Origin of the sequence: Thalassospira sp. MCCC 1A01428, assembly GCF_002115825.1 — a bacterium.
Lineage (GTDB): Bacteria > Pseudomonadota > Alphaproteobacteria > Rhodospirillales > Thalassospiraceae > Thalassospira.
On the sequence record NZ_JFJZ01000007.1, the window covers coordinates 73,881 to 95,715 of the forward strand.

The 21,835-nt window shown below is 53.6% G+C and carries 16 protein-coding genes; all 16 read right to left on the minus strand.

Annotated features, from left to right (window positions below):
* Positions 1 to 8: 8 nt before the first annotated feature.
* Complete coding sequence (gene flhA, locus THS27_RS08070) at positions 9 to 2,162, minus strand: flagellar biosynthesis protein FlhA (RefSeq protein ID WP_085589662.1); 2,154 nt, start codon at positions 2,160 to 2,162, stop codon at positions 9 to 11.
* Positions 2,163 to 2,304: 142 nt separating this feature from the next.
* A complete protein-coding gene (locus THS27_RS08075) occupies positions 2,305 to 3,957 on the minus strand; it encodes a sigma-54 dependent transcriptional regulator (protein WP_085589664.1) in 1,653 nt (550 codons plus the stop codon).
* Positions 3,958 to 4,039: 82 nt separating this feature from the next.
* The gene (locus THS27_RS08080; RefSeq protein ID WP_085589666.1) at positions 4,040 to 4,834 is read right to left on the minus strand and encodes a motility protein A; all 795 of its coding nucleotides are present in this window, start codon (positions 4,832 to 4,834) and stop codon (positions 4,040 to 4,042) included.
* A 23-nt stretch (positions 4,835 to 4,857) separates the two neighbouring features.
* Positions 4,858 to 5,112 (minus strand): flagellar motor switch protein FliN, encoded by a 255-nt coding sequence (gene fliN / locus THS27_RS08085; RefSeq protein ID WP_371440813.1) that lies wholly within the window; start codon positions 5,110 to 5,112, stop codon positions 4,858 to 4,860.
* Between the two features lie 224 nt (positions 5,113 to 5,336).
* Complete coding sequence (locus THS27_RS08090) at positions 5,337 to 6,383, minus strand: FliH/SctL family protein (protein ID WP_085589668.1); 1,047 nt, start codon at positions 6,381 to 6,383, stop codon at positions 5,337 to 5,339.
* A 95-nt stretch (positions 6,384 to 6,478) separates the two neighbouring features.
* Positions 6,479 to 8,131 (minus strand): flagellar basal-body MS-ring/collar protein FliF, encoded by a 1,653-nt coding sequence (gene fliF / locus THS27_RS08095; RefSeq protein WP_085589670.1) that lies wholly within the window; start codon positions 8,129 to 8,131, stop codon positions 6,479 to 6,481.
* Between the two features lie 298 nt (positions 8,132 to 8,429).
* Entirely contained in the window at positions 8,430 to 10,142 is a 1,713-nt protein-coding gene (locus THS27_RS08100; RefSeq protein ID WP_085589672.1) for a flagellar hook protein FlgE, read from the minus strand.
* A gap of 49 nt (positions 10,143 to 10,191) precedes the next feature.
* Positions 10,192 to 10,980, minus strand: a complete 789-nt coding sequence (locus THS27_RS08105) for a flagellar hook assembly protein FlgD (RefSeq protein ID WP_085589674.1) — start codon at positions 10,978 to 10,980, stop codon at positions 10,192 to 10,194.
* Positions 10,981 to 10,995: 15 nt separating this feature from the next.
* Positions 10,996 to 12,615: a flagellar hook-length control protein FliK gene (locus tag THS27_RS08110; protein WP_085589676.1), complete on the minus strand. Its 1,620-nt coding sequence runs from the start codon at positions 12,613 to 12,615 to the stop codon at positions 10,996 to 10,998.
* Positions 12,616 to 13,046: 431 nt separating this feature from the next.
* A complete protein-coding gene (fliS, locus tag THS27_RS08115; protein WP_168184851.1) occupies positions 13,047 to 13,577 on the minus strand; it encodes a flagellar export chaperone FliS in 531 nt (176 codons plus the stop codon).
* Positions 13,578 to 13,630: 53 nt separating this feature from the next.
* Positions 13,631 to 15,430, minus strand: coding sequence for a flagellar filament capping protein FliD (fliD, locus tag THS27_RS08120; RefSeq protein WP_085589680.1), 1,800 nt, complete (start codon positions 15,428 to 15,430; stop codon positions 13,631 to 13,633).
* 100 nt (positions 15,431 to 15,530) lie between these two features.
* On the minus strand, positions 15,531 to 15,941 hold the full coding sequence (locus THS27_RS08125; protein WP_085589682.1) for a flagellar protein FlaG: 411 nt from the start codon (positions 15,939 to 15,941) through the stop codon (positions 15,531 to 15,533).
* 87 nt (positions 15,942 to 16,028) lie between these two features.
* Complete coding sequence (locus THS27_RS08130) at positions 16,029 to 17,315, minus strand: flagellin (protein ID WP_085589684.1); 1,287 nt, start codon at positions 17,313 to 17,315, stop codon at positions 16,029 to 16,031.
* A gap of 282 nt (positions 17,316 to 17,597) precedes the next feature.
* Positions 17,598 to 18,068 (minus strand): flagellar assembly protein FliW, encoded by a 471-nt coding sequence (gene fliW / locus THS27_RS08135; protein ID WP_168184852.1) that lies wholly within the window; start codon positions 18,066 to 18,068, stop codon positions 17,598 to 17,600.
* A gap of 97 nt (positions 18,069 to 18,165) precedes the next feature.
* The gene (gene flgL / locus THS27_RS08140) at positions 18,166 to 19,356 is read right to left on the minus strand and encodes a flagellar hook-associated protein FlgL (RefSeq protein ID WP_085589688.1); all 1,191 of its coding nucleotides are present in this window, start codon (positions 19,354 to 19,356) and stop codon (positions 18,166 to 18,168) included.
* Positions 19,357 to 19,382: 26 nt separating this feature from the next.
* A complete protein-coding gene (gene flgK, locus THS27_RS08145) occupies positions 19,383 to 21,827 on the minus strand; it encodes a flagellar hook-associated protein FlgK (RefSeq protein ID WP_085589690.1) in 2,445 nt (814 codons plus the stop codon).
* Positions 21,828 to 21,835: the final 8 nt, after the last annotated feature.

The following is a 21,835-nucleotide window of genomic DNA, read 5'->3' on the forward strand; positions in this document are numbered from 1 at the left end:
CCCGATCATCAAATTTGCCCCATTGTTTTTAATTGTGCCTTGGGGTGAATTTCGTTTTGCGACATGACAACCGTTGCCGGGCGGAACCGTTCGACAATGGACCGCACATAAGGGCGAATGCCCGGGCTGGTTAGCAAGACGGGGGATTCCCCCATCATGCCCAGGCGTTCAAACGTGGTGCGCACCTTGTTGATAAATTCCTGAAGCTGGCTGGGCGGCATGGAAAGCTGTTTTTCCTCGCCGGCGCCCACCAGGCTTTCGGCAAAAATCTGTTCCCATTCGGGGGACAGGGTAACAAGCGGGATCACACCATCGCCGTTGGAATTGGTGTCCGACAACTGGCGCGCCAGGCGCGAACGCACATGTTCGGTCATAAAGGTTGGATTGCGGGTAAAGGCGGTGGCTTCGCCGATCCCCTCCAGAATGGTCGGCAAATCGCGGATTGAAATACGTTCGGTCAGCAAGGCCTGCAACACACGCTGAACCCCGCCCACCGAAATCTGGCTGGGGATAATATCCTCGACCAGTTTTTTCTGTTCGTCTTCCAGTTCGTCCAGCAGCTTTTGCGTTTCGGCATAAGATAGCAGTTCGGGCATGTGGTCCTTGACCACTTCGGTCAAATGCGTGGTGATCACGGTTTGCGGGTCCACCACCGTATAACCCCTGAACATGGCTTCTTCCTTCATGCCCTGTTCCACCCACATGGCAGGCAGGTTAAAGGTCGGCTCGATGGTTTTTTCACCCGCCAGGGTAATTTCCTCGCCGCGCGGGTCCATCACCAGCAACATGTTGGGGCGCAAATCGCCGCGCCCGGCTTCAATTTCCTTCACCCGTACCACATAGGTATTGGCCGGAAGCTGCATGTTATCCTGAATGCGCACGCTGGGCATGACAAAGCCCATATCGGCCGCCATCTGGCGACGCAGCGCCTTGATCTGGTCGGTCAGTTTTTGCCCGCGCTCCGTGCTGATCAGCGATAACAGGCCATATCCCAGTTCCAGCCGGACATAATCCATGCGCAAGGCATTGGCGATGGGCTCTTCGGCGGGGGGGGCGGCGGCCTGTGCTGCGGCATCGCTTTCTTCCTGAATGGCGTTGGCAGTGGCGGTATCCTTGCGCTTGCCAAGCATCCAGGCCAGATAACCCATGCCGATTGCCGCGCCCATAAACCAGACCATGGGAATGCCTGGTAACAGCGACATGCCGCCCATCATGGCCGCGGCAATGCCCAAGGCGGCAGGATAGTTCGACACCTGGCCAAAAACGGCCTTTTCGGTTGCGCCTTCCATGCCGCCCTTGGTGACCAGCAAACCGGCGGCTGTCGAAACGATCAGCGCCGGGATTTGCGATACCAGGCCGTCACCGACGGTTAAAATGGTATAGGTTTCGGTGGCTTCGTTCAGGCTTAGCCCCATCTGGGCCGTGCCGATGATGATGCCGCCAATTACGTTGATGAAGGTAATCAGAATACCGGCAACCGCATCGCCACGCACGAATTTCGATGCACCATCCATCGAGCCGAAAAAAGAACTTTCTTCTTCCAGTTCCTTGCGCCGGGCCTTGGCCTGTTCTTCGTTGATCAGGCCCGATGACAAATCGGCATCTACCGCCATTTGTTTGCCGGGCATGGCATCAAGGGTAAAACGCGCGGCGACTTCGGCGATACGGCCCGAACCCTTGGTGATCACGACAAAGTTAATGATCACGAGAATGGCAAAAACAATAATACCGATGACAAAATTGCCACTGACCAGAAAGGCGCCAAATGCCTCGATCACGTGTCCGGCGGCCTGGGGGCCTTCATGCCCATGACCCAAAATCAGGCGGGTGGTGGCGATGTTAAGCGCAAGACGCAGCGATGTTGCCACCAATAAAATCGTTGGAAACGAGTTAAATTCCAACGGTTTTTGGATGAACAGCGCTGTCATCAGGATCAGGATGGAAAAACTGATCGACAGGGCCAAAAACATATCCAGCAGCCAGGTCGGCAGCGGAAACATCATGATCACAAGGATCAGCACGAACCCCAACGCCATGGCAATGTCGCCACGCCGCATTGCCGAACGGAACCGCCCTTGCAAATTGCCCATAACGGCATTGCCGCCGGATTGTCCGTCGTTTTTTCCGGCCCCTGACGGGGTTATCTGGCGACCATCTGCCATGTTGTGCGCTGTTGTTCCTGTTTGTTGCCCGTCGCGCCGGGAAAACCCGGTTTGTGTTTATGGGGTGTTTTTTACGACATCAAGCCCAAAGCTTATTTATATGTAACAGCGGCACAGTACCCCGGACTGTGCAAAACCGGTTTTATCCGTTACCCGGAAGCGGGACACTTACCCCTTCGTCGTTATATTGGCGCAGTTTGTTGCGCAAGGTACGGATAGATATTCCCAATATATTGGCGGCGTGGGTCCGATTGCCAAAACAATGTTTCAGGGTATCAATAATCAGTTCCCGTTCCACATCGGCCACTGTCCGCCCGACCAGGGCTGCCGTGATGGACCCGTGATCGGAAATAACGCCGGTGTCCTCGCCTTCGGGCGCATGGTCATGCGGAGGCGGTGTGCCGTTTGACGATGGCGTGGCGTACGGGTCGTGCGATGCCGGGGGGCTGGCAGGTTGCGGGGGCTGCGCCGGTTCACGCGGGGCCGCATACCCGCCATTATCGGGCGTGCTGTTGCCATATCCGCCTGCTGCCCCGCCGGAATTACGATAGGCCTGGTTTACATAGGCCGGGTTATAGGCCGATGCTGCCGCGTTATTACGGGCAATGTCTCGCGGGTCCGGGCCGTTATTGCCATAGCCTTGCTGTTGTGCGAGAGCAGCCTGTTGCGGTGCCGGGGCAACAACGGCCTGGGGGGCCGTGCCCGACAGCATGATGGATTCCGGGCCAATTTCGTCTGGCCCGGCAATTAATACGGCGCGGTGCATGGTATTTTCAAGTTCACGCACATTGCCGCGCCAGTAATGGCCCACCAGCCGTTCAATGGCCAGCGGGCTGATCGGGCGAAGCGGCATGTCGTTGGCTTCGGAATATTTGCGCATAAAAAATTCTGCCAGAACCGGGATATCGCCGGGGCGTTCACGCAGTGACGGAATGTCCAGATTGACAACATTTAACCGGAAATACAGGTCTTCGCGAAAATTGCCTTGCTGCACATAGGCTTCAAGGTCGCGGTTTGATGTTGCCAGAATACGCACATCCACCTTGACCGGTTTGCTACCGCCCAGCCGGTCAATTTCGCGTTCCTGAATGACGCGCAGCAATTTGGCCTGCAACCGGACATCCATTTCGCTGATTTCATCTAGCAGCAAGGTACCGCTATTGGCTTCTTCAAACTTGCCAATCCGGCGGGCCTGGGCACCGGTAAAAGCGCCCTTTTCGTGGCCGAAAAGCTCGGATTCCAGCAAATTATCGGGGATCGCGGCACAGTTCACGGCAACAAACGGCTTGTCTGCCCGGTTGGATTTACGGTGAATAAACCGGCTGAGAATTTCCTTGCCGGTGCCACTTTCGCCGGTGATCAGGATGGATGCGTTGCTGCGTGATACCTGTTCGGCCAGCCGCAAGGTTTCTGTCATGCGCGGATCACGATGGATCAGGGCGTGGCTTTCTTCGGTTACGGCTTCAAAAATGGCGGCAATCAAATCGGCTTCGGGGGGCAGGGGGATATATTCCTGCGCCCCGGCTTTAATGGCATTTACCGCACCGTTAATGTCATTGCCAACGCCGCAGGCCACTACCGGCACGCTGATACGTTCGGTCGACAGGGCCGTGATCAGGGCACCAACATCAAGCGCAATATCGGCCATCACCAGATCAATGCGTTTGCCTGCGCGCAGGATGTTCAAGGCTGTCGTAACGCTTTCGGCCAATTGAACCGAAGCACCCCGCGCCATCGCGATCTTGCTGGCTGCGCCGATCTGGCCGCCCAGTCCACCAACGATCAATACCTGCATTACCTAATCTCTTTCCGATCCGCTTTTTGTGTGTCTGTGCATTGATACCATTGATTTGTCACCGAAAAATGGCAATCGGTGATCAATCGAAATAACTGACCCGTTTTGCAGGCGGCAAAATCGAATTTAACAACATTTCAAGGCGACGGGGGTTTTCCTGTCGCCCGATTGACACGGCACCGACCATATAGACCGAGTTCAATAATTCTTCTTCCTGCGAGTTGCGTTCCAGTTTGGCGGCGAGCGGCATGAACACCATGTTTGACAAAACCGCACCATAAAACGTTGTCAAAAGGGCCACCGCCATTGACGGGCCAATCGATGACGGATCGTCAAGGTTACCCAGCATCTGCACCAGACCAATCAATGTCCCGATCAGGCCCATTGCCGGGGCAATGTCACCAGCCTTTTTTAACATGCTGGCACCTTTCTGGTGGCGCGAAATGGTGGCGTTCATGTCCTTGCGCATGATCCCTTCAACTTCTTCGGGCGGGGTGCCATCCACAACCAGCGACAACCCTTTCCACAGAAATTCCTCGCTTAGCAGGCTGTCGAGATGCCCCTGGAGGGACAGAACACCGCCTTTGCGGGCAATTTCAGCCAGTTGTAAAATTTGTAAGGCGGCATCCGACGGATTGCGCGACGGATGAAAAATTGTCCGTGCCAGAACCCTGCCAACCCCTAAAAACTCGCCAAGGGCAAAACACACCGCCGTAATTGCGGCAGTCCCCCCCAGCACAATCAGGATTGACGGTACGTCAATAAATGCCCCGGGCGATCCCCCCAGGAAAATCGCCGCAATAACCAGCGCAAACCCGACGGTCAGTCCGACCACCGTTGCGATGTCGAACGTCGTCTTCGTCCCCCCGTCCGCCATTCACAGCTATCCTTCTGACCAGCCTAGTTTCGTTCCGATTTGATGATTTCCGTCATGGTCACCCCCAGACGGTCTTCTACCACAACCACTTCGCCGCGGGCGACCAGGCGGTTGTTAACATATATATCAATAGCTTCCCCAACCTTGCGGTCAAGCTCCACGACAGCACCACGGCCCAATTTCAGCAATTGGCTTACCTGCATCGTCGCTTTTCCCAGCACGGCGGATACCTGAACGGGAATATCATATACCGCTTCAAGATCCTTGGATGTTTTCATCCCTTCGCCACTGGTATCGAGTCCGGCCAGCAATTCGGTTCCTTCGCCTTCCAGCTCGATATCGTCATCATCAAGCTCGGACAGTTCAAGATCGTCATCATCTGCCATTTTGTTCTCCTGCTTGTGTCGGGACGGATTGCGCCTGCCGAACCCGTATTGTCGCTTTCATCACCGCACTGATGCAATCTATTGTTTGAAACAGCCAGTGCTATCTTTTTTTGGGTTCAGGTTGTGCCGGGGGACGCGAGGTCCCCATTGCGGTTCAAACCCGTGCCATCCGGTGTTTCGGCAGGGCTGGCCTGGGGGCCCGGCGGGGCATCATCAGGCATGTTTCGTTCTGTTGTCTGGCTGGTTTGCCCGGTCGGGTCGGTGCTATGTGTTCCGGTTTCCGGTGTTGCCGGGGCAGGTGTATCCCCGGTTTCGGTCTGCCCGGTTACGTCAGGGGCCGGGTCGGAGGCAACCGTTTCGGGTTTTGGTTCCGGTTTCCGGCTTTTTTGAATTTCCGGGTCCGCCATCGGGTTGTTGTCGTCAAGGTCAAACCCTTCGCGGTGGGCGGCAATCGCGGCATCGAGAATGGCGTTTATTTCCCCCCATGTTCGCGCCTGATCGCGGATCGCGGTGCCATCGCCCCATGAAACGCGGCAGTCACCTTTGGCAATGCTGGCTTCACCAACAACAACCGCTTGCCCCGAAAAACCGCGACTACGGGCGATTTCGGCCACGCGGGTTTGTAGTTCCACGGCAATATCGGGATCAACCTGGACCAGTACCTTGGGCGCATCAAACAGGTTGGACAGGCATTGACGAACGATGCTTTCGATTTCGGTGGTATTGTTTTCCTGTGTCCACGCCGGAAGCAGCTTTTTGACAATCGCACGGGTGACATGAATTGCATCTTCGGCAATGCTTGCCTGGGCGCGTTTCTGGATTTCATCAATATGTTCAAGGCGGGCCGCAATTTGCCCGGCGGTATCTGCAACGGCTTTTTGTACCGATGTCAGAATTTCCTCGCGCCCCTGGGCTAAACCCTGTTCGTGGCCCTGTGCCAATGCTTCGTCGCGTGCGCGTGTTTCGGCTTCGCGCAGCATGGTTTGCATTTGCTCTTCGGTGTAAATCGCCGGGGGTGGCGGCGGCACATCTTCTTCTTCTTTTTTCTTGCGCTGCGATTTGCGCTTTAGCGAATAATGTTCCTCTTCCGCGCCAGCCGGGCGGATGACAGTATCGGCATCATCAAAGTTAAGTTCAAATTTGAATTTTTCGATCGCAGTCATATCATTTCGGCAATCTGTCAGGTGTTAGTCCGGGGTCGTAACCCCGGATCAGAAATATCAAACAAACGTTGCACCCGTTCGAACAGGCCCCGACCCTAGTTTTCCTGATAAAGCCAGTTGCGAATAATCGCCAGGGCCTCTTCCGGGTGTTTGTCAACGATTTCGCCAATTTTCTTGACCGAGGATGCTTTAACCCGGCCTTCAACCTGCGAAATATTGATCAGTTCGTCATGCTCTTCATTCATGTGCCCGCCAGGCACCGGGGCCGGGCCCGCCAGTGCAGGGGTGCCACCTTCCATCATGCTGCCATCTTCGGTCAGCAACTGGCGCTGTGCCATGTCGGCGGCACTGGGCAAGGTTTCAAAGGCACGGGTCAGAAGCGGGCGAACCACCAGCAGGATAACAAGGATTGCAACAATCGCCAGTACCAGCATTTCCGCAATGCGGAAGACTTCGGCCTTATCAAGCCCCAGGAATGTATCAACCGGTGCATCGCTGAACATATCGCCGGTATCAGCAAACTTCATGTTGATGACTTCAACCTGGTCACCGCGGTTGGGGTCATAACCAATGGCGCTGCGCACCAGAGCCGCAATTTTATCAAGATCCCCCGAAGAACGTTCCTGATAAACCTTGTCACCATTTTCGTCGGTGGTGTAGGTGCCATCAACCAGTACCGCCACGGTCACCCGCGAAATCTCGCCGACTTCCTTGATGCTGGTGGTGGTGGTTTTGGAAATTTCGTAATTAACCGTTTCTTCCGACCGGTTTTCCTGGCTGTTGCTGCCGGCACCGTTGCTGCCCAGGTTCGGGTCGGGCAGGTTGTTTTGCAGGGTTACCGGGTCGGTGCCATCGGTTTCGGTGTTGGTCGATGTCTGGTCAACGGTCTGGCTTGAACGTACCACCTGTTCGTCCGGGTTGAACCGTTCGTTATTGGTGGTGACCTTGTTGAAATTCATATCGACCGATACCTCGGCCCGCACTTCGCCATAGCCAAGCGAGCGCGACAGCAGGTCTTCGATGGTGTTGCGCAACCGGGTTTCGTTGCGAATGCGCATTTCATCGGCGGTCTGGGTCAGGAAGGTGGCGGTTTGCTGTTCGCCGTCGCCGCGGGCCAGCAAATGCCCGCGCTCGTCAATGATGGAAACCTTGCTGGGCACCAGTTGCGGCACAGCAGCAGCAACAAGGTGCTGAATGGCTGTTACCTGTTCGGCATCAAGTGTTTTGCCTTGCAATTGCAGGGCAATGGACGCACTGGGTTCCTGGGTTTCGCGCGAAAACATTTGCCGTTTGGGTAAAACCAGATGCACGCGCGCCTGTTTCACCGAATCAATCGAGGCAATGGTACGGGATAATTCGCCTTCAAGGGCGCGAACATGGTTGATATTTTGCTCGAAACTGGTCGAACCCATGCCGTCCTGTTTGTCGAAAATTTCATAACCGACCGATCCCCCCGATGGCAGTCCGGCTTCGGCCATGGAAATGCGCATACGGTTCACCTGGTCCGCGGGAACCAGAATTTCGGTGCCACCCTTAAGCAACTGATAATCGACCTGCTGGCTTTCAAGACGGTCAACGATCTGCCCGGCATCGGCCGGTGACAGGTCGCGATACAGCAAATCCATATTTGGCTGTGAGACACGCAAAATTAAAAAAGCAAAGAACACAATCAACAATAGGCCAACGCCCGACAACGCCATCAGACGTGTCGGCCCCAGGCTCTTGAGAGTCTGTAAAATGCCGCCCATTCAGGCTGCTCCTATCCCGCTCGGTCACCCCAATTCCCAAACTGGTCTGGCGTCATGACGCTAACCAACCCCTATCACGAATAGGGGGGCAAGTTGAAGAACAGGTTAACGACCGGCAATTTTTGCCCACCAATGTCCGCGCTCGGGCATCTTGGGTTGAAAGCACGATCATATACTATGTAGGTACTGGTTCGACGAAAAAAAAGCCCGGCCAAAGCCGGGCGAGTCCCTAACAGTAAGCCTGTGGCAGAAACTGCCGTGGCAATGGCGCGGGAACTTAACCCGCGCCAGCCTGAGATTAACGTTTCACCCGGATCAGCTCGTCGAGCATTTCATCCGTTGTGGTGATGGTTTTGGTATTCGCCGAATAGGCCCGCTGGGTCACGATCATGTTGGTGAATTCCTCGGCCAGATCGACGTTCGAGGATTCAAGTGCGGATGCCACAACCGAACCCGCACCGTTCAGGCCCGGTTCACGCAACAGATAGTCACCGGATTCACGGGTTTGGCGATAAACGTTGCCGGTATGGTTTTCCAGCTGATCGGGGGCTTCAAAGGTGGCAACGGCCAGTTTGTAGACCGGGCGTTTGACACCATTGGCAAACTCGACCTGCAAGAAACCATCTTCGGTGAAGCCATAATTCACCATTGTACCGGCCTGGGCACCATCCTGATTGATGAAGTGGGTGGTGTAGTCAACCAGGTTGCCGTTGGCGTCGGTTCCGGCAGCAAACTGGGTAATGCCGTCCGTCTGGCCAATTGTACCGGCATCCAGGGTAAAGGAACTGGGTTCCGCACCGTTGGTCCATGTGATCCCGGTAACGGGTTGATTAACCCGCGACAGGCCCCCTTCGTCGGTAAAGGTTTTAAGCGCGCCGTTCCCGTCAAAGGTCATGGTGCCAGATGCAATCAGGCCATTGGGATGGGCGGCTGTATCAAGCTCGCCGGTGGTGGTGGCCCCGGTCAGTTCATAGCCCCATTTATTCTGCCCGAGTTTAATCACCTGAAGGTTCAGTTTGTGGGCTGTCCCCAATGAGTCATAAACCGTGATCGGCAGGGAATTGTTGGCCGTAATCGAGCCCGATGCAATGTTACCTGCACCTGGTGTAAAGGCAGCCGTCGTTGTCAGGGTGCCAAAACCAAGGGCCCCCAGCGGCGTGTTGTTGTTGTCTGCCAGTGTCAGCGTTTCCTCGGGGTCGGTCGAGGCAATTGACAATGTGTGGTTGGTGCTGGTGGTATCAACCGTTGCGGTTACGCCGGTCAGGGCCGAAATTTTGGCAGCCAGACTGTTCAGGGTTTCGCCTGCGCCAATCGTAACGGTCTGGGTGGCACCGGTGCCAACGGTAATGTCAAAAGAATCACCTACGGCCATGCCCAGTGTCGTCAGGTCCGTTGTGTCGGCAACAATGGATGTGGCGCTTGACGTTGTCGGTGTTCCGTTCAACGGTGTTTCGTTGGCGTTAAAGTTCGCGCCAAATTCGATTTTAGTGGTCGATGCCGCGGCTGTCAGGATCGAGTTGATGTCGAGAATTTGCAAATCGCCGGCAGCCGAGCTGTTCGACGATGTGACAGCACCGGTTTTATCAAGCAACTGGCCGTTACGGTCGGTTGCCCAGCCCTGCACATAATAGCCGGCAGTGTTCTTAAGGTAACCGTTATCGTCGGGTTTGAAGTCGCCCGCGCGGGTAAAGAACAGTTCGCTGTCTTCGCCCGGGGTTGCGGTATCGCGCACCAGGAAGAAACCATCGCCCGAAATGGCAACTGCCGTTGTCGATGACGTTGCCTGCAACAGGCCCTGTTTGCTGATCAGGGCTGTCGGATGAAACTGCACGCCACCGGGCGTATAATTGGTCTGTGTTGCCGATTGCGTCACCAGGGTCGAAAACCGACCCACGGTGCTTTTATAGCCAACTGTATTAAGGTTCGCGATATTATCCGAAATAACACCAAGGTTTTGGCTCTGGGCGTTAAGGCCGGATACACCGGAAATCATTGCACCGAAAAGGCTCATTTTTATCTCCTGCGCTTACAGGCTGTTAGGTTCAAAAGTGGTCGATCAATCAGGCGGCTTCGTCGCTCGCCGTATCGTCGCCATCGTTTCCGGTGCTACCTGTTCCGGAGTTGCCATCACTGGCGTTATCAGAGGCAGTTGCGGCCAGTTTGACGTTGGTCAGGGTCGTGAACGGAACCGAGACATCGCCAATCCGCAGGTAAATATCGTTATCGCCAATGTCGACACTATCGACCTTGCCGACGATGCCAATCGAGACCGAGGCTTCCTTGCCCTTCTCATCCTTGAAGGTTTCGCCGTCTTTACCCAGCGGTTTGATAACCAGGGTATAGGCACCTTCGGCAACATCCGTGCCGGAATTGTTCTTGCCATCCCAGCTAAAGGTCTGAACACCCGATACATCTTCGACTGTTTCGGAATAAATCGTTTTGCCTTCCTGATCGACGATCTGAAGCTGGGCGGACGGTACTTCGGGCGAAATATTGTATTTGAAATCAAGGTTTTCGCCTGGCGTGTGCCAGTTGGTATCGCCAACGGCCTCGATTTCTGCGCCGACATAGGACAGGGCCGAAAGCTGGCGTTGCTGGCCTTGCATGGTCAGCAGGTTTTCAAGGTTTTTGTTGGTCTGAATACCTTGTTCCACCTGGGCGAACTGGCTGAGCTGGTCGGTGAATTTATCACTTTCCATCGGCGAGGTCGGGTCCTGGTTTTTTAACTGCGTGGTCAGCAGTGTCAGGAAGGTATCGAAGTTCTGTGACAGCGATGCGGCCGAATTTGACGAAGAAGCGTTCGCATTCGAGGTCTGAAGACCGATATTGGTTAAGGAAGAAACCGTCATCTTTTATCTCCCGGGCTAAATGCGTATATCGACAAGGCCGTTGGAATTTATGCCATAGCCCACAGCAACATGCTGGGCCAGTTCGGCACCGCTGATAATATCGCCTTCATTCGGGCGGGAGGCGCCTGCGCGCCCGTTACTGCCGCTATTCTGGTTCGGGTTTTGCCCCTGTCCGCCATCCTGGCGATGTTCAAAGGTAAAACTTTGTGAATCGGCATTCAGACCCGCGTCCCGCAACGCCTGTTGCAGGCCTTTGACATCCTGGCGCAACATGTCCAGGGTTTGGCGGTTATCGGCCTGAACCACGGTTTGCACCCGGCCATCATGGGAAATTTCCAGCTTCACATCGACGCGGCCCAAATGTTCGGGGCGCAGTTGCACGGAAATCCGGTCAACGCCATCGCCAGCACCTTTTTTAATTTGAACGGCGACCTGTTGCTGAACAGTTTCAGCGGCTGCCGCACCCCGCCCAGCCTGGTTGGCCGCGGCCTGTGCGGTGGCGGTGGTTGTGCCGTTAACGGTTTGTCCGGCAACGCCAGGCACCGCTCCGTTTGTGCCATCCGTTGCCCCGATTGCGGCTGTTCCACTGGTGGCCGATGTTGCTGTTTGTGTCGTCGTTGCCTGGGGGGCTGCCGCATTTTGCAAGGCGGCAAGATTTGCCATAGCCGTATTTGTGCCTTGCTGGGCTGCACCGTTTGCGGTTGGTGCGTTGGCACCAGTATTATTTGCCCCGTTATTGGGGCTGTTCTGGCTGGTGCCATTACCATTACCGGCATTGGCGTCGGCCTTGCCATTACCGGGTGTTTGCTGCTTAAGGGCGGCTTCAAACCCGGCTTTGGCATCCGTACCGGTTGATGTATCGCCATTCGCATCTGTCCCGGTCAGGGCTGCGGCCTGCATGGTTTTGGCGGCACTGCCATCATTTTGGGCGGTGCCATTGGCCGTGGCCGATTGCGACAGGGCGGTTGACGATAACAGCGCGTCCTTGGCGGATGCGCCATCCCCCGTTGTTACTGTGGCAGCCTGTGCGCCCGGTACGCCTGGCACCCCTATGGGTGTTTGGCTGGCAATAACAGGCTGGCTGGCACCGGCGATGGCTTCGGCTGTGGTTTCATCCCCGGCCTTGGCTGTCGTTTCGGTGCTGTCTTTCGCAGGTTTGCTCGTGTCTGCTGTCGTGTTGTTATCTTCGCTGGCTGCGGTTTGATCTTTCGCAGCACCGGTGTCGTCCTGTGTGGATTCTTTAACCGGTTTTTCATCTGACGCGTCGTTTTTTGCGACATTTTTGTCAGGCGTGTCTGTGTCGTCCTTGTGGTCGACTTTGTCTTTTTGGGTATTGTCCGCTTTGCGGGGGCGCGTGTCGTTGTTGCGATCGGTACGCGGCGTCGCGTCACGATCTTCGTCCGGTGTGTCGTCAGCCACAGCCCGGCGATCCTGGTCGCTGCGGTTGTCGCGCGATGCCAGGGTGTCGGCGGCAGTATTTGCCGGGTGTTTTTGGGATCGGGCAGCGGTGTCTGCCCGGTCCGCCTGTACCTTTTCCATGATGTCGGCGAAGGCCACACTGCTGCTGGCAGGTTGGTTCTGCGCGGGCACCGATATGGTCGGTGTACTGATTTTATCGATCGCAGAGCTGTGCATGACACGGTCCCTTTTGTAAGTCTGCAATAGATAATGCAAGTGGCGGGCCAGTTTTGACGTTTACCAAATGTTAATTGTGATCAATATGTTAGGGCAGGGGCGATGGATGCGGCATTTTTTGCCGATACAAATGCCGTGGGGTTTCTGGTCGGTAAATTCGGCCATCGGCTAAAATATCCAGGCCTGGCCCAGCTATGCCAAGCCACCCAGCCAGACAGTTGTAATCCCTCGGGTGGAACGCAAGGCTGTAAAATATGCGGCAGACGGGTGCGGGAAGGAACGCACAAAAGAAAATCCCCCAATCACGGATCGGGGGACACAAACAGAATTCAAGTATGTTTCGTTAGGGCAACCCGTAATCAGGCCTGGGATGCCTTGCCTTGTGCAGGGATGCGGGTATGTGAAACCAATCCCTGTCAGCTTGCAAAATGTTAAGCTGAAATGGAAATGCCGGAAGGGCGTGGTTGTTCTTTGGTCTCCGTTTCTGCCGTGTCGCCGTTCTTTTCGGCATCGGCGGGTGCTGACTGGGACATATCTTGCTGGTCTGCGTTGCCATCTTTGGCACCCTGAACAGCCTGACGCAATTCGTCTGCACTTTTGCGGGCCAGAATGGCCCAGGAATCCCGCATTGGGGTTAGCAGGCCAATAACATCCTGTGCTGCCTGTTTATCGTTGTTGCGGTCAACCTTCATCAGGTGAACTGTGGAAAAACGATAAAGTTCACGCAGGTTACTGGCGATTTCGCCGCCTTGCTCCAGGTCAAGCGTGCCAGATAAATGGGCAATAATTTCCATTGCCTTGCAATTGGCGTTGCAGCGGGCCTGGATATCGTTGGATTCAATCGCTTTGACCGCTTCCTGAAGCGACGAAATGGTCTTGTTATACAGCATGTAAACCATCTGTGCCGGCGATGCCGTGTTGACCTGCTGGTCGCCATAGGCGCGGGCTGCGTTTGTATTCATGCTATATTCCTTGATATTCAAGTTGGGGTGGGCCGACATCGGGTCCTGATCACCTAGTTATTGTTGCTTTTGCCCGCTGCCATCAATTCATCAAGTGAATTTTGGACGTTTTTCAACTTGGCAAGCTGCGTTTCCATATTGATAAATTTGTTCATCATCACTTCACGCTGACTGGTAATGCGGCTGTCAATTTTGTCGATTTTTTCCTGATAGCTCGTATTTTGCGTTTCGAGCGAATCAATTGCATTTGTCATGACGCCGTTATTGCTATCAAGCATATCGACCATGGAAAAATGCAATTTAGCGCCAATCCCGACAGATGTTGTGATTGTCCCTGTCTGCGTGGCTCCGTCGGGGCCGTTATAGAATATTTTAAGCCCGTCCTCTGTTAACAGGCTGGTACCGTTAATGGTGGCATCCTTGGTAACACCGCCAACGGTGTAGGTTGCGGCGGTGATGGCTCCGCTGGCATCTTTGGTCACAGAGAAGTCATATTGCGCGCCGCCTGTTGCCGCGCCAAAACTGGTCACCTGCAAAGATGGATTGGTGGTTGTTGAACTGAAATTGAAAAGTTTTTCCACTTCGTCAGGATTGTTGATCAGGGACTCATTCAGTTTTTTTTCGTCAAGCACAAGTGTACTGACTGAATATTTGTCGTCAGAAGTGACTTCGCTAGCTGATTTGAAAGTCAGACCAACCTGGGCGAGCACGGAAATATCATCCGCCGAGCTGCCACCGCCGCGAATTGGTGTGGAGGCCAGAATTTGCTGCAAATCATTTTCAATCGTTTTGACCGACGAATTGCCAAGCAAAACCGACCCTTCACCCGCCTCATTGGTGTTGGGGTCTACATAGGTCTTTTCGTTGATGTAGCTACGTACGGCGTTATAGGCATCAACAAAACCCAATATTGCATCTTTGGCCGAACTCAAATTCTGCTCGACGGAAATATTGATCGTCGTTGACGGCGATGCTTCGTAAAGGTCGAATGTCAGTCCATCCACCAGATCGTCAATCGTATTTGACGACCGCGTTACCGTAACACCATCGAGCTTGAAAGAAGCATCAAGGCCAGCCTGAATCTCGTTATCGGTATTTATACCAACCACGCCGGTATTGGGATCTGCTGCCAGCACGCCAAGATTTTGCAAAATAGAACCGCTGTCATCGCTCAGCGTCATTTGGTTGGCTGCCCCTTCTTTCGTCGAGGACATAATCAGGGTGGACTGTCCATCAGCCACTTTGACAATGGTTGCCTGAACGTTGGTTGTTGATTTTACGGCATTGATCTTGTCGCGCACGTCCTGCAGAGTATCGGTTGCTGACACGTCCACCTGCGCAGAATTACCATTTGAGCCAACGGTAAACGTACCCGTACCAATTGCAGTGCCACTGCCGTTCTGTGCCGTCGACAGGGTATCACCGGGGTTGGCATTGATGGTATTGCCCGAAACCTTGTGCTTGGTCGCAACCTGATCAATTTGCAATGTGTAATTGGAAGCAACCGCCTTGTTGCTTGCAGTCACGGTTGCCAAGCTGGACGCCAAGCCGTCAGACGAAGTGGCAAAAACCTGTTTGCTGGAAAAGCTGTTTTTTGACCCGTCAAAACTGTTGGCCCCGTAAAGGGTGTTCATCGATGTCTGAAGGTTTTTGACGAGGTCCTGCAGTTCACGCAGAGCCGTCAGCTTTTCGTCATTGGAATCGATACGTTTTTCGAGATTGTCAGCCGGAATACGGCGCGCCTTCATCATCTGATCGACAACATCGACAAAGTCGATATTGGAACTCAAGCCTGAAAGCTGAATTCTACCGTTACTGCCGACATAGACGTTGTTTAAGTTGGCGCTGCTCATTTTGCGTGTCCCGGTCGATATTGATGGGCAATTCCTGCCCCAAAACGATTATGCAGATATTTACGCAAATACCATGCCTGAAATGCGGGCGGCGTAAAAATCAAGCTTCTTCGTTTACAAAGGTACCGAGGTAATCACGAATTTGGGAAAACAGATTCTGAAGTTCCTTTGACGGAATTTCGCGAAGAATCTCGCCGTTTGTACGATCCGTTACCTTGGCAACAACACGCCCTGTGTCACGGTTGAAATTAAGTTCAACCCGATAATTGTCAATTGGGCGGCCTGTAAGGTCAAGGTCGGCAAAAGCCTGTTTTAACTGATCTGTCGCATCAATCGGAGCAATATCCCCAGATGCCTGATATCTTGATACCGGTGTAACGGTTGCAGGGGCTAAAGAAGAACCCGAATTTACGGATGATAGCCCAGAGGTAGAAACACCAGAAGCCGCAGCAGTGCCGTTCGATGAAGAAGCGGAACCGTGAAGCGGCGATAAAGATTGGGTAATTTCCATTTGAGCCTCCCATGCCGATGAAATCGACAAAGGATAATCCGTAGAAGGAACGGGGGATATTCCCCCGTTCCGTCACGAATATCCGGATTACTGCAACAGACGCAGCAGGTTCTGCGGCATCTGGTTGGCTTGTGCCAGCATGGCAACGCCAGACTGGACCAAAACCTGTTTTGCACTGAATGCGGTCATTTCAGATGCAACGTCCAGATCCATCAGGGTAGAACGGGCCGCTTCGGTGTTTTCCTGCGAAGTCGACAGGTTCTGAGCCGCAAAGTCAAGACGGTTCTGATAAACACCAATGCTGGCACGAGCTTTCTGAAGATCGTTGATCGAATCGCCAACAACGTCGATGGCAAGACCAGCGTTGGTTGCTGTGGTCAGGTCGGCATCCTTGAGCAATGTACCAGTTGTGTTGATCTTGTTACCAAGGTTACTCGTGTCAACAGCAGTCAGGGTAATTGAGATCTTGTCATTTCCACCGTTACCGGTGCCAATCTGGAAGTCAACGTTGCCGAGGGCTGCGCCAGTGCCAGTCGTACCGACCGCGAAAGTCAGAGCCGTTTCAGCACCACCACCGGTGAAGTCGTTTGAACCATTGACATCAACGTTAGTAACTGTCGCACCAAAGTTTTCGTTCATCTCGATCTTGATGCCAAGTTCGTCAAAGTTCAAAGTTGCTGTTTTACCAGTATCAATTGCTTTAGAGCCAGCAGGAGGGCCTGCCCTGTATTCGGTAACATCAATCGACTGGGCCTGACCACCGCTCCCGGTCAAAGTCATCATGATTTGGCCGGTCGTGCCGATTTCATCAAGACTGACAGATACCGTGTTACCATCTACAATCGGCGAGCTACCTGAAATGGTAACGCCCCCAGCCTGGAAACCGTTCGCACTGGAAAGAGCTAAGCCAGTAGTAGCACCATAAGTGGCAGTAGTTGCTTCCACAGCACTGTCGCTGCCTAGCAACTGAACGCCGTTAAAGCTGGTCGAACTGGAGACACGGTCAATTTCGTTCTTGAGCGCGCCGAATTCGTCATTCAGATAGGTACGTTCCGTGTCGGATACGTTGCCGGAAGATGCCTGAACAGACAGCGTTTTCATTCGGGTCAGAACGTCGTTGATGGTGTTCATGCCACCATCAGCGATCTGAAGCATGGAGTTTGCCTGACCAACGTTAACCGTGGCAGTCTTCAAGGCTTGGCTTTCCGCATTCAGACGGGCACCAATGGCCATTGAAGCAGCATCGTCACGTGCAGAGACAACGCGGGTACCCGAAGACAGCTTCGCGAGCGAACGGGTCGCTGCTTCGTCAGAAGATTGAAGGTTGCGATGTGCAACGTTGGCTGCGTAGTTGGAAATAATGTTCAAGGCCATAGTGATATACTCCTACATGGATCACTTGCAATTGGCGATTTTGCCAATCAAACCCGGCAAACTCACCGGAAGGCACCGAGATCTTCTTGATCAGGGATTACCGATTCGATAGTCAAAATATACCCAACTGCCAAGATAGAGTCTAGTATTTTTTGAAATCCCGAATTGTCTAGTGATAATAACGGGTTTCGGTTTTTACCGGTTAATATTTGGTTAATCCGGTAAGCGAGGGAAAGTCTTCACGAAGCGAAAACCGGGTCGTTTCGTGTCTTGAGTCGGCCGTCAGATATCGTGTTGGACAGGGTATTTGTCGTGCGGCATGATGTGCTGCCACCCAATCTGACGGCTGGTGTTGATAATAACCGGTGCCTGCAAATTAACAGACATGGCAAAGTTTTGATCGGTTCCGGTGGGACGCACCGTTACAATTAGCAAAATAGCCAGGTCTTCCTGTGGGATCGCCAGACTTTTGCCAGCCCGTTCAATATCGGCAGCGTCATAAATGCCGCTATCGGAATTGTAAGGGGCGACAATAAACGACAGGTCTGCGTCCGTCAGGCTTTGATACAGTTTGAACTGGTCAAGGTTTTTACCCGGAATGTTGGCCAGACCAAAAACATGCTGATCGGTAAATCCAAGTAAACCGACCGGCATATAAATTGCTTTGTCCCAGACAAATTCAATATCGCCAAACCGGGTTTCTACAAGAATCGATTTGGGTACGTTGGCTTCATCAATTGGCTGAGTGGTCATTTCCCGCTGTCTTTCCCCAATGTAACACATCAAGCATGTGATGCCTTCTGGCAGGATCGTCAAGTTTTGCTGTGGCTTCCATGTTTTATATCAAGCCTTACCGCAGATAATTGACAAGGGAAAGATCTGCAGACTTGGAAATGGTCAGGAAACTTGCCTGCAAGGCGGTGTTATATTGTTCAAGTTCCGCCAGCGTCAGCGGCACATCGACATTTTCAATGTTGGAAATGGCATTATTGGCAAAAACCTTAAAATCCTCGTGCTGGGATGCAATTGTTTCAACGTTTTTGGTGTCGATACCGATTTTCGATGTCACATTGGGCAGGTTTTCGATGGCAAAGTTAATATGCCCCATTGCAATGCGCAACGAGTCCTCGTCGGTGGATGTGCTGATAATGCGCAAACCGGCAATCAGGCTGGCAAAGGCAGGGTCATCGGCCCTGACGCCATATTTGACGGAATATTCTTCATCAACCCGGGCCGAAAGATGTTTCTGGTCGCCCTGATAATAGCCGGTATCGGTGGCCAGAGCCGGGTTATGTGACAAACCGTCAAGCAGGTTGCCGCCACCGGTTTCCGTAATCGACATGGCATTACCGGAAAAATCCTCGATCACAAGGCGGTAATTGTTGGTTCCCGGATCAGCGCGAACCGATGCAATCGCCGGTGGCGGCGAGAGCTGGTTGATCTGGTTTACCAGGTCCTGTGCGGTGTCGGTTGGCAAATAGGTAATGGGTTGCCCGTTGATATCAAGGCTGCCGCCAACGGTGCCGCCCAATGTACTGAGAGGCGCGCTTGAGGTGCCACTTACGGTGGCAAAATAGGTGTCGGGCAGCGGGGCCGAGTCGAAATTGACCGGAGCGTTATCTGTTGTCGCACCGCCAAACAGGTAACGTCCGTCCAGCGTGGTATTAAGCAGGGATTTAACCTGGTCAAGGGCCTGTTTGCCTTCTTCATCCAGATTAAGGTCGTCCGCCTGTGAATTGCTAAGACCCTGTAGCAACAGGGTTTTCATTCGTACTGCAATGTCGTTCATGGAATCGGTAGCCGATTCCATGTTTTGCAGGCGCAATTTTACCTCGGTAATGTTGTTCAGATACTGGCCATTGCGGGTAAGCGAGCCTTCAAGGTTAAGCAACTGCTGGGTGTCGCCTGCAATACCGGCATAGTCGCGCGACTTGTAGCCGCTGCTCGACTGTGTGCTGAGCTCGCTATATTTTGCCGCGTTTTTCAGCGCCTGGTTGCTTAACAATGTATGAGTGGTAAAGGTTGCTACCCGGGTTACCATTCTAATTCTCCATCACATGCAGAATATTAAACTGCATTGAGCAACGTATCAAATAATTCATCAACCGTCGATATAACCTTGGCCGAGGCCGAGTATGCGCGCTGGAAGATGATAAGGTCGGACATTTCTTCATCAAGGTTAACGCCGGCTTCGTTCTGAATCCGCGTATCAAGATCATTCGCCAGCGTGTTCTGGAATTCGTTCGCATCGCTTGCGGTCGCCGCTTTGGTCGATGCGGTGCTGATAATGCTGGCGGCATAATCGATCAGCGATGTTTTTTCCGGCGATAACCCGCCTGCTGCATCAAAGTTGATATCGGTCCGGGATAACGCCCCGGCCAGACTTGCCGCCGACGAATTGTCACCTTCACGAAGGCCATAAGGAATGCCAAGGCCCAGCGTTTCAATCAGGCCTTTATCTGCTAGGGGGTTGGTGGCTGTCGATGGATCAAAATCATCAGTGATGTACATCGAATCGCCACCGCTATCTTGAATACGCAGCTTATAGGAGCCAGACGATCCATCAAAATAAACTTCGGCGTTGATATTGTTGTCGGTCAGGGTCGAATCGGCATTAATGCGGTCGGCAATCGAGTTCAGCGAGTCGTTCTTGCTGCCATTATAGGAAATGGAAACAGTGCCAAAATCACCGGTGATGTTAAGGGTGTAGTCCCCCGTGGTTGGCGCTGCCAGCCCAGCAATAGATGCCGAAGGATCGGCAATCGTCACGCCACCAGTGCCGGTTTTTGATTCATAAACATCGGCATTTAACGTACCGCGCGACAGGCGCGACGGATCGTTGACGATATCTTGCGAAACGGTCAGGCTGCCGGTCATGTCGGGTTGGTCTTCGGTCAGGCCGATCTTGCTTGAAAGATTGCCGGTATCTGTTGCGAACATGTTGGCATCGCTTGAAATAACCAGGCGTGCACGATCACCGTCATTGGCGATATAAACCATGTTCGATGCCTGATCCGCGCTCAGGCCCAGCGCACCGGTTAGCTGGCCGCGCAGTTTGTTCTGAATTGTCGTCAGGTTATCGCCATTGGTGTAGCTGACGCTGATTGGCGTTGCCAATGTGCCGCTGCTTCCTGCCGACAATGTTAATGTTCCCGAAACACCCAGCGCAGATGACGCATCGGGCATGGCGGTAGATGTCAGGATTCTGGAGTTTTTTGCCGTCGTAAACAGGTCATTCAGGCCAAAGTAATGCGACAGGCCCTGGCTGCGGCCATCGCTAAGTGTGACCGCGCTATCGAGTTCGTTTACAGCAACCCGATTGCCGTTTTTACCTTCGATCACCAGGCGACCGTCGGCAATTCTTGCCTGTAGATCACCGCCCGAGGATGAACCGTTGATCGCTGTGACAAGATCGGCAACAGTTACCGGGCTTGACAAGGTCGACAGGTCGATGTCGGAATAGCTTACAATGTCGCCGTTGGTGCCAAGGGCGGCAACACGAAAAGTTCCGGTCGCTGCAAAAGGATCAGTGCCTTCGATCTGGCGCGAACCGGTCAGGTTGGTGGGCGGCGGAAAGGCCGAGCCTTTATTGTGTTCGGCGTTAATGGCGTCGCGCAACTGGGTGGCCAGCTCGTTGATCTGGTCGGCAAGCTGGGGCAAATCCTGGTCGCGCATATCGACCAGCCCGCGCAAGGTGCCCGATTTGATTTCGTCGGTAATGTCAACGCCATCCAGTGAAATGCCAGAGCCGCTTGACCCTGGCTCGTAGCCTGCAGTTGGCGAAAAATTCAGCGTGACGGGGCTGCGGTCCAACAAGGGACGCGAGCCGTTGGCGGTGAAAATAACCATCGAGCCATCTTCACGGGTGTAGGTCGATGTATTGATAATTTTCGATAACGCATTGACCTTCTGGTCGCGCTGGTCGCGCAACTCGGTGGTCGGCTGGTCAATATTGCCCAGTCGCACAATGTCGGTATTGAGCTTGGCAATCTGGCTTAGCAATGAATTGGCGTCATTGATTTCCTGGTTAATGCTGTCATCGGCATCACTGCGCAGGGTTTGAATTTGATCAGACAGTTTGCCAAACGAGTCGACAAGCTGTGTTGCTGCTGCAAGAACCTGCACCTTGGGCGAATTTTGTTCCGGGGTGCTGTTAAGCTGTTCAAATGCGTCGGAAAGGTCGCTGATGCGCTGGCTGATGGCCGAGTTTGACTGCGGGGTGCCAAACAGCACCTGAACGCGCTGATAAAATTCATCGCGGACTTCCGCGGTGCCGGCTTTGCCCAGTTCGCCGCGCAATTCACTTTGCAGACCTGCATTTACATTGCGGGTGACATCGCCAATCTGAACACCGGCACCCTGACCGTTCAGGGTAATCGATTCCTGACCGGCAATTTTACGCGAATAGCCAGCTGTATTCACATTGGCGATGTTCGATGACGTAATCGAAATACGCGACTGCGCGGTATTCAAACCTGAAATTGCCGAATTAAGGGCCTGTGTCAGTGACATGGTATTTC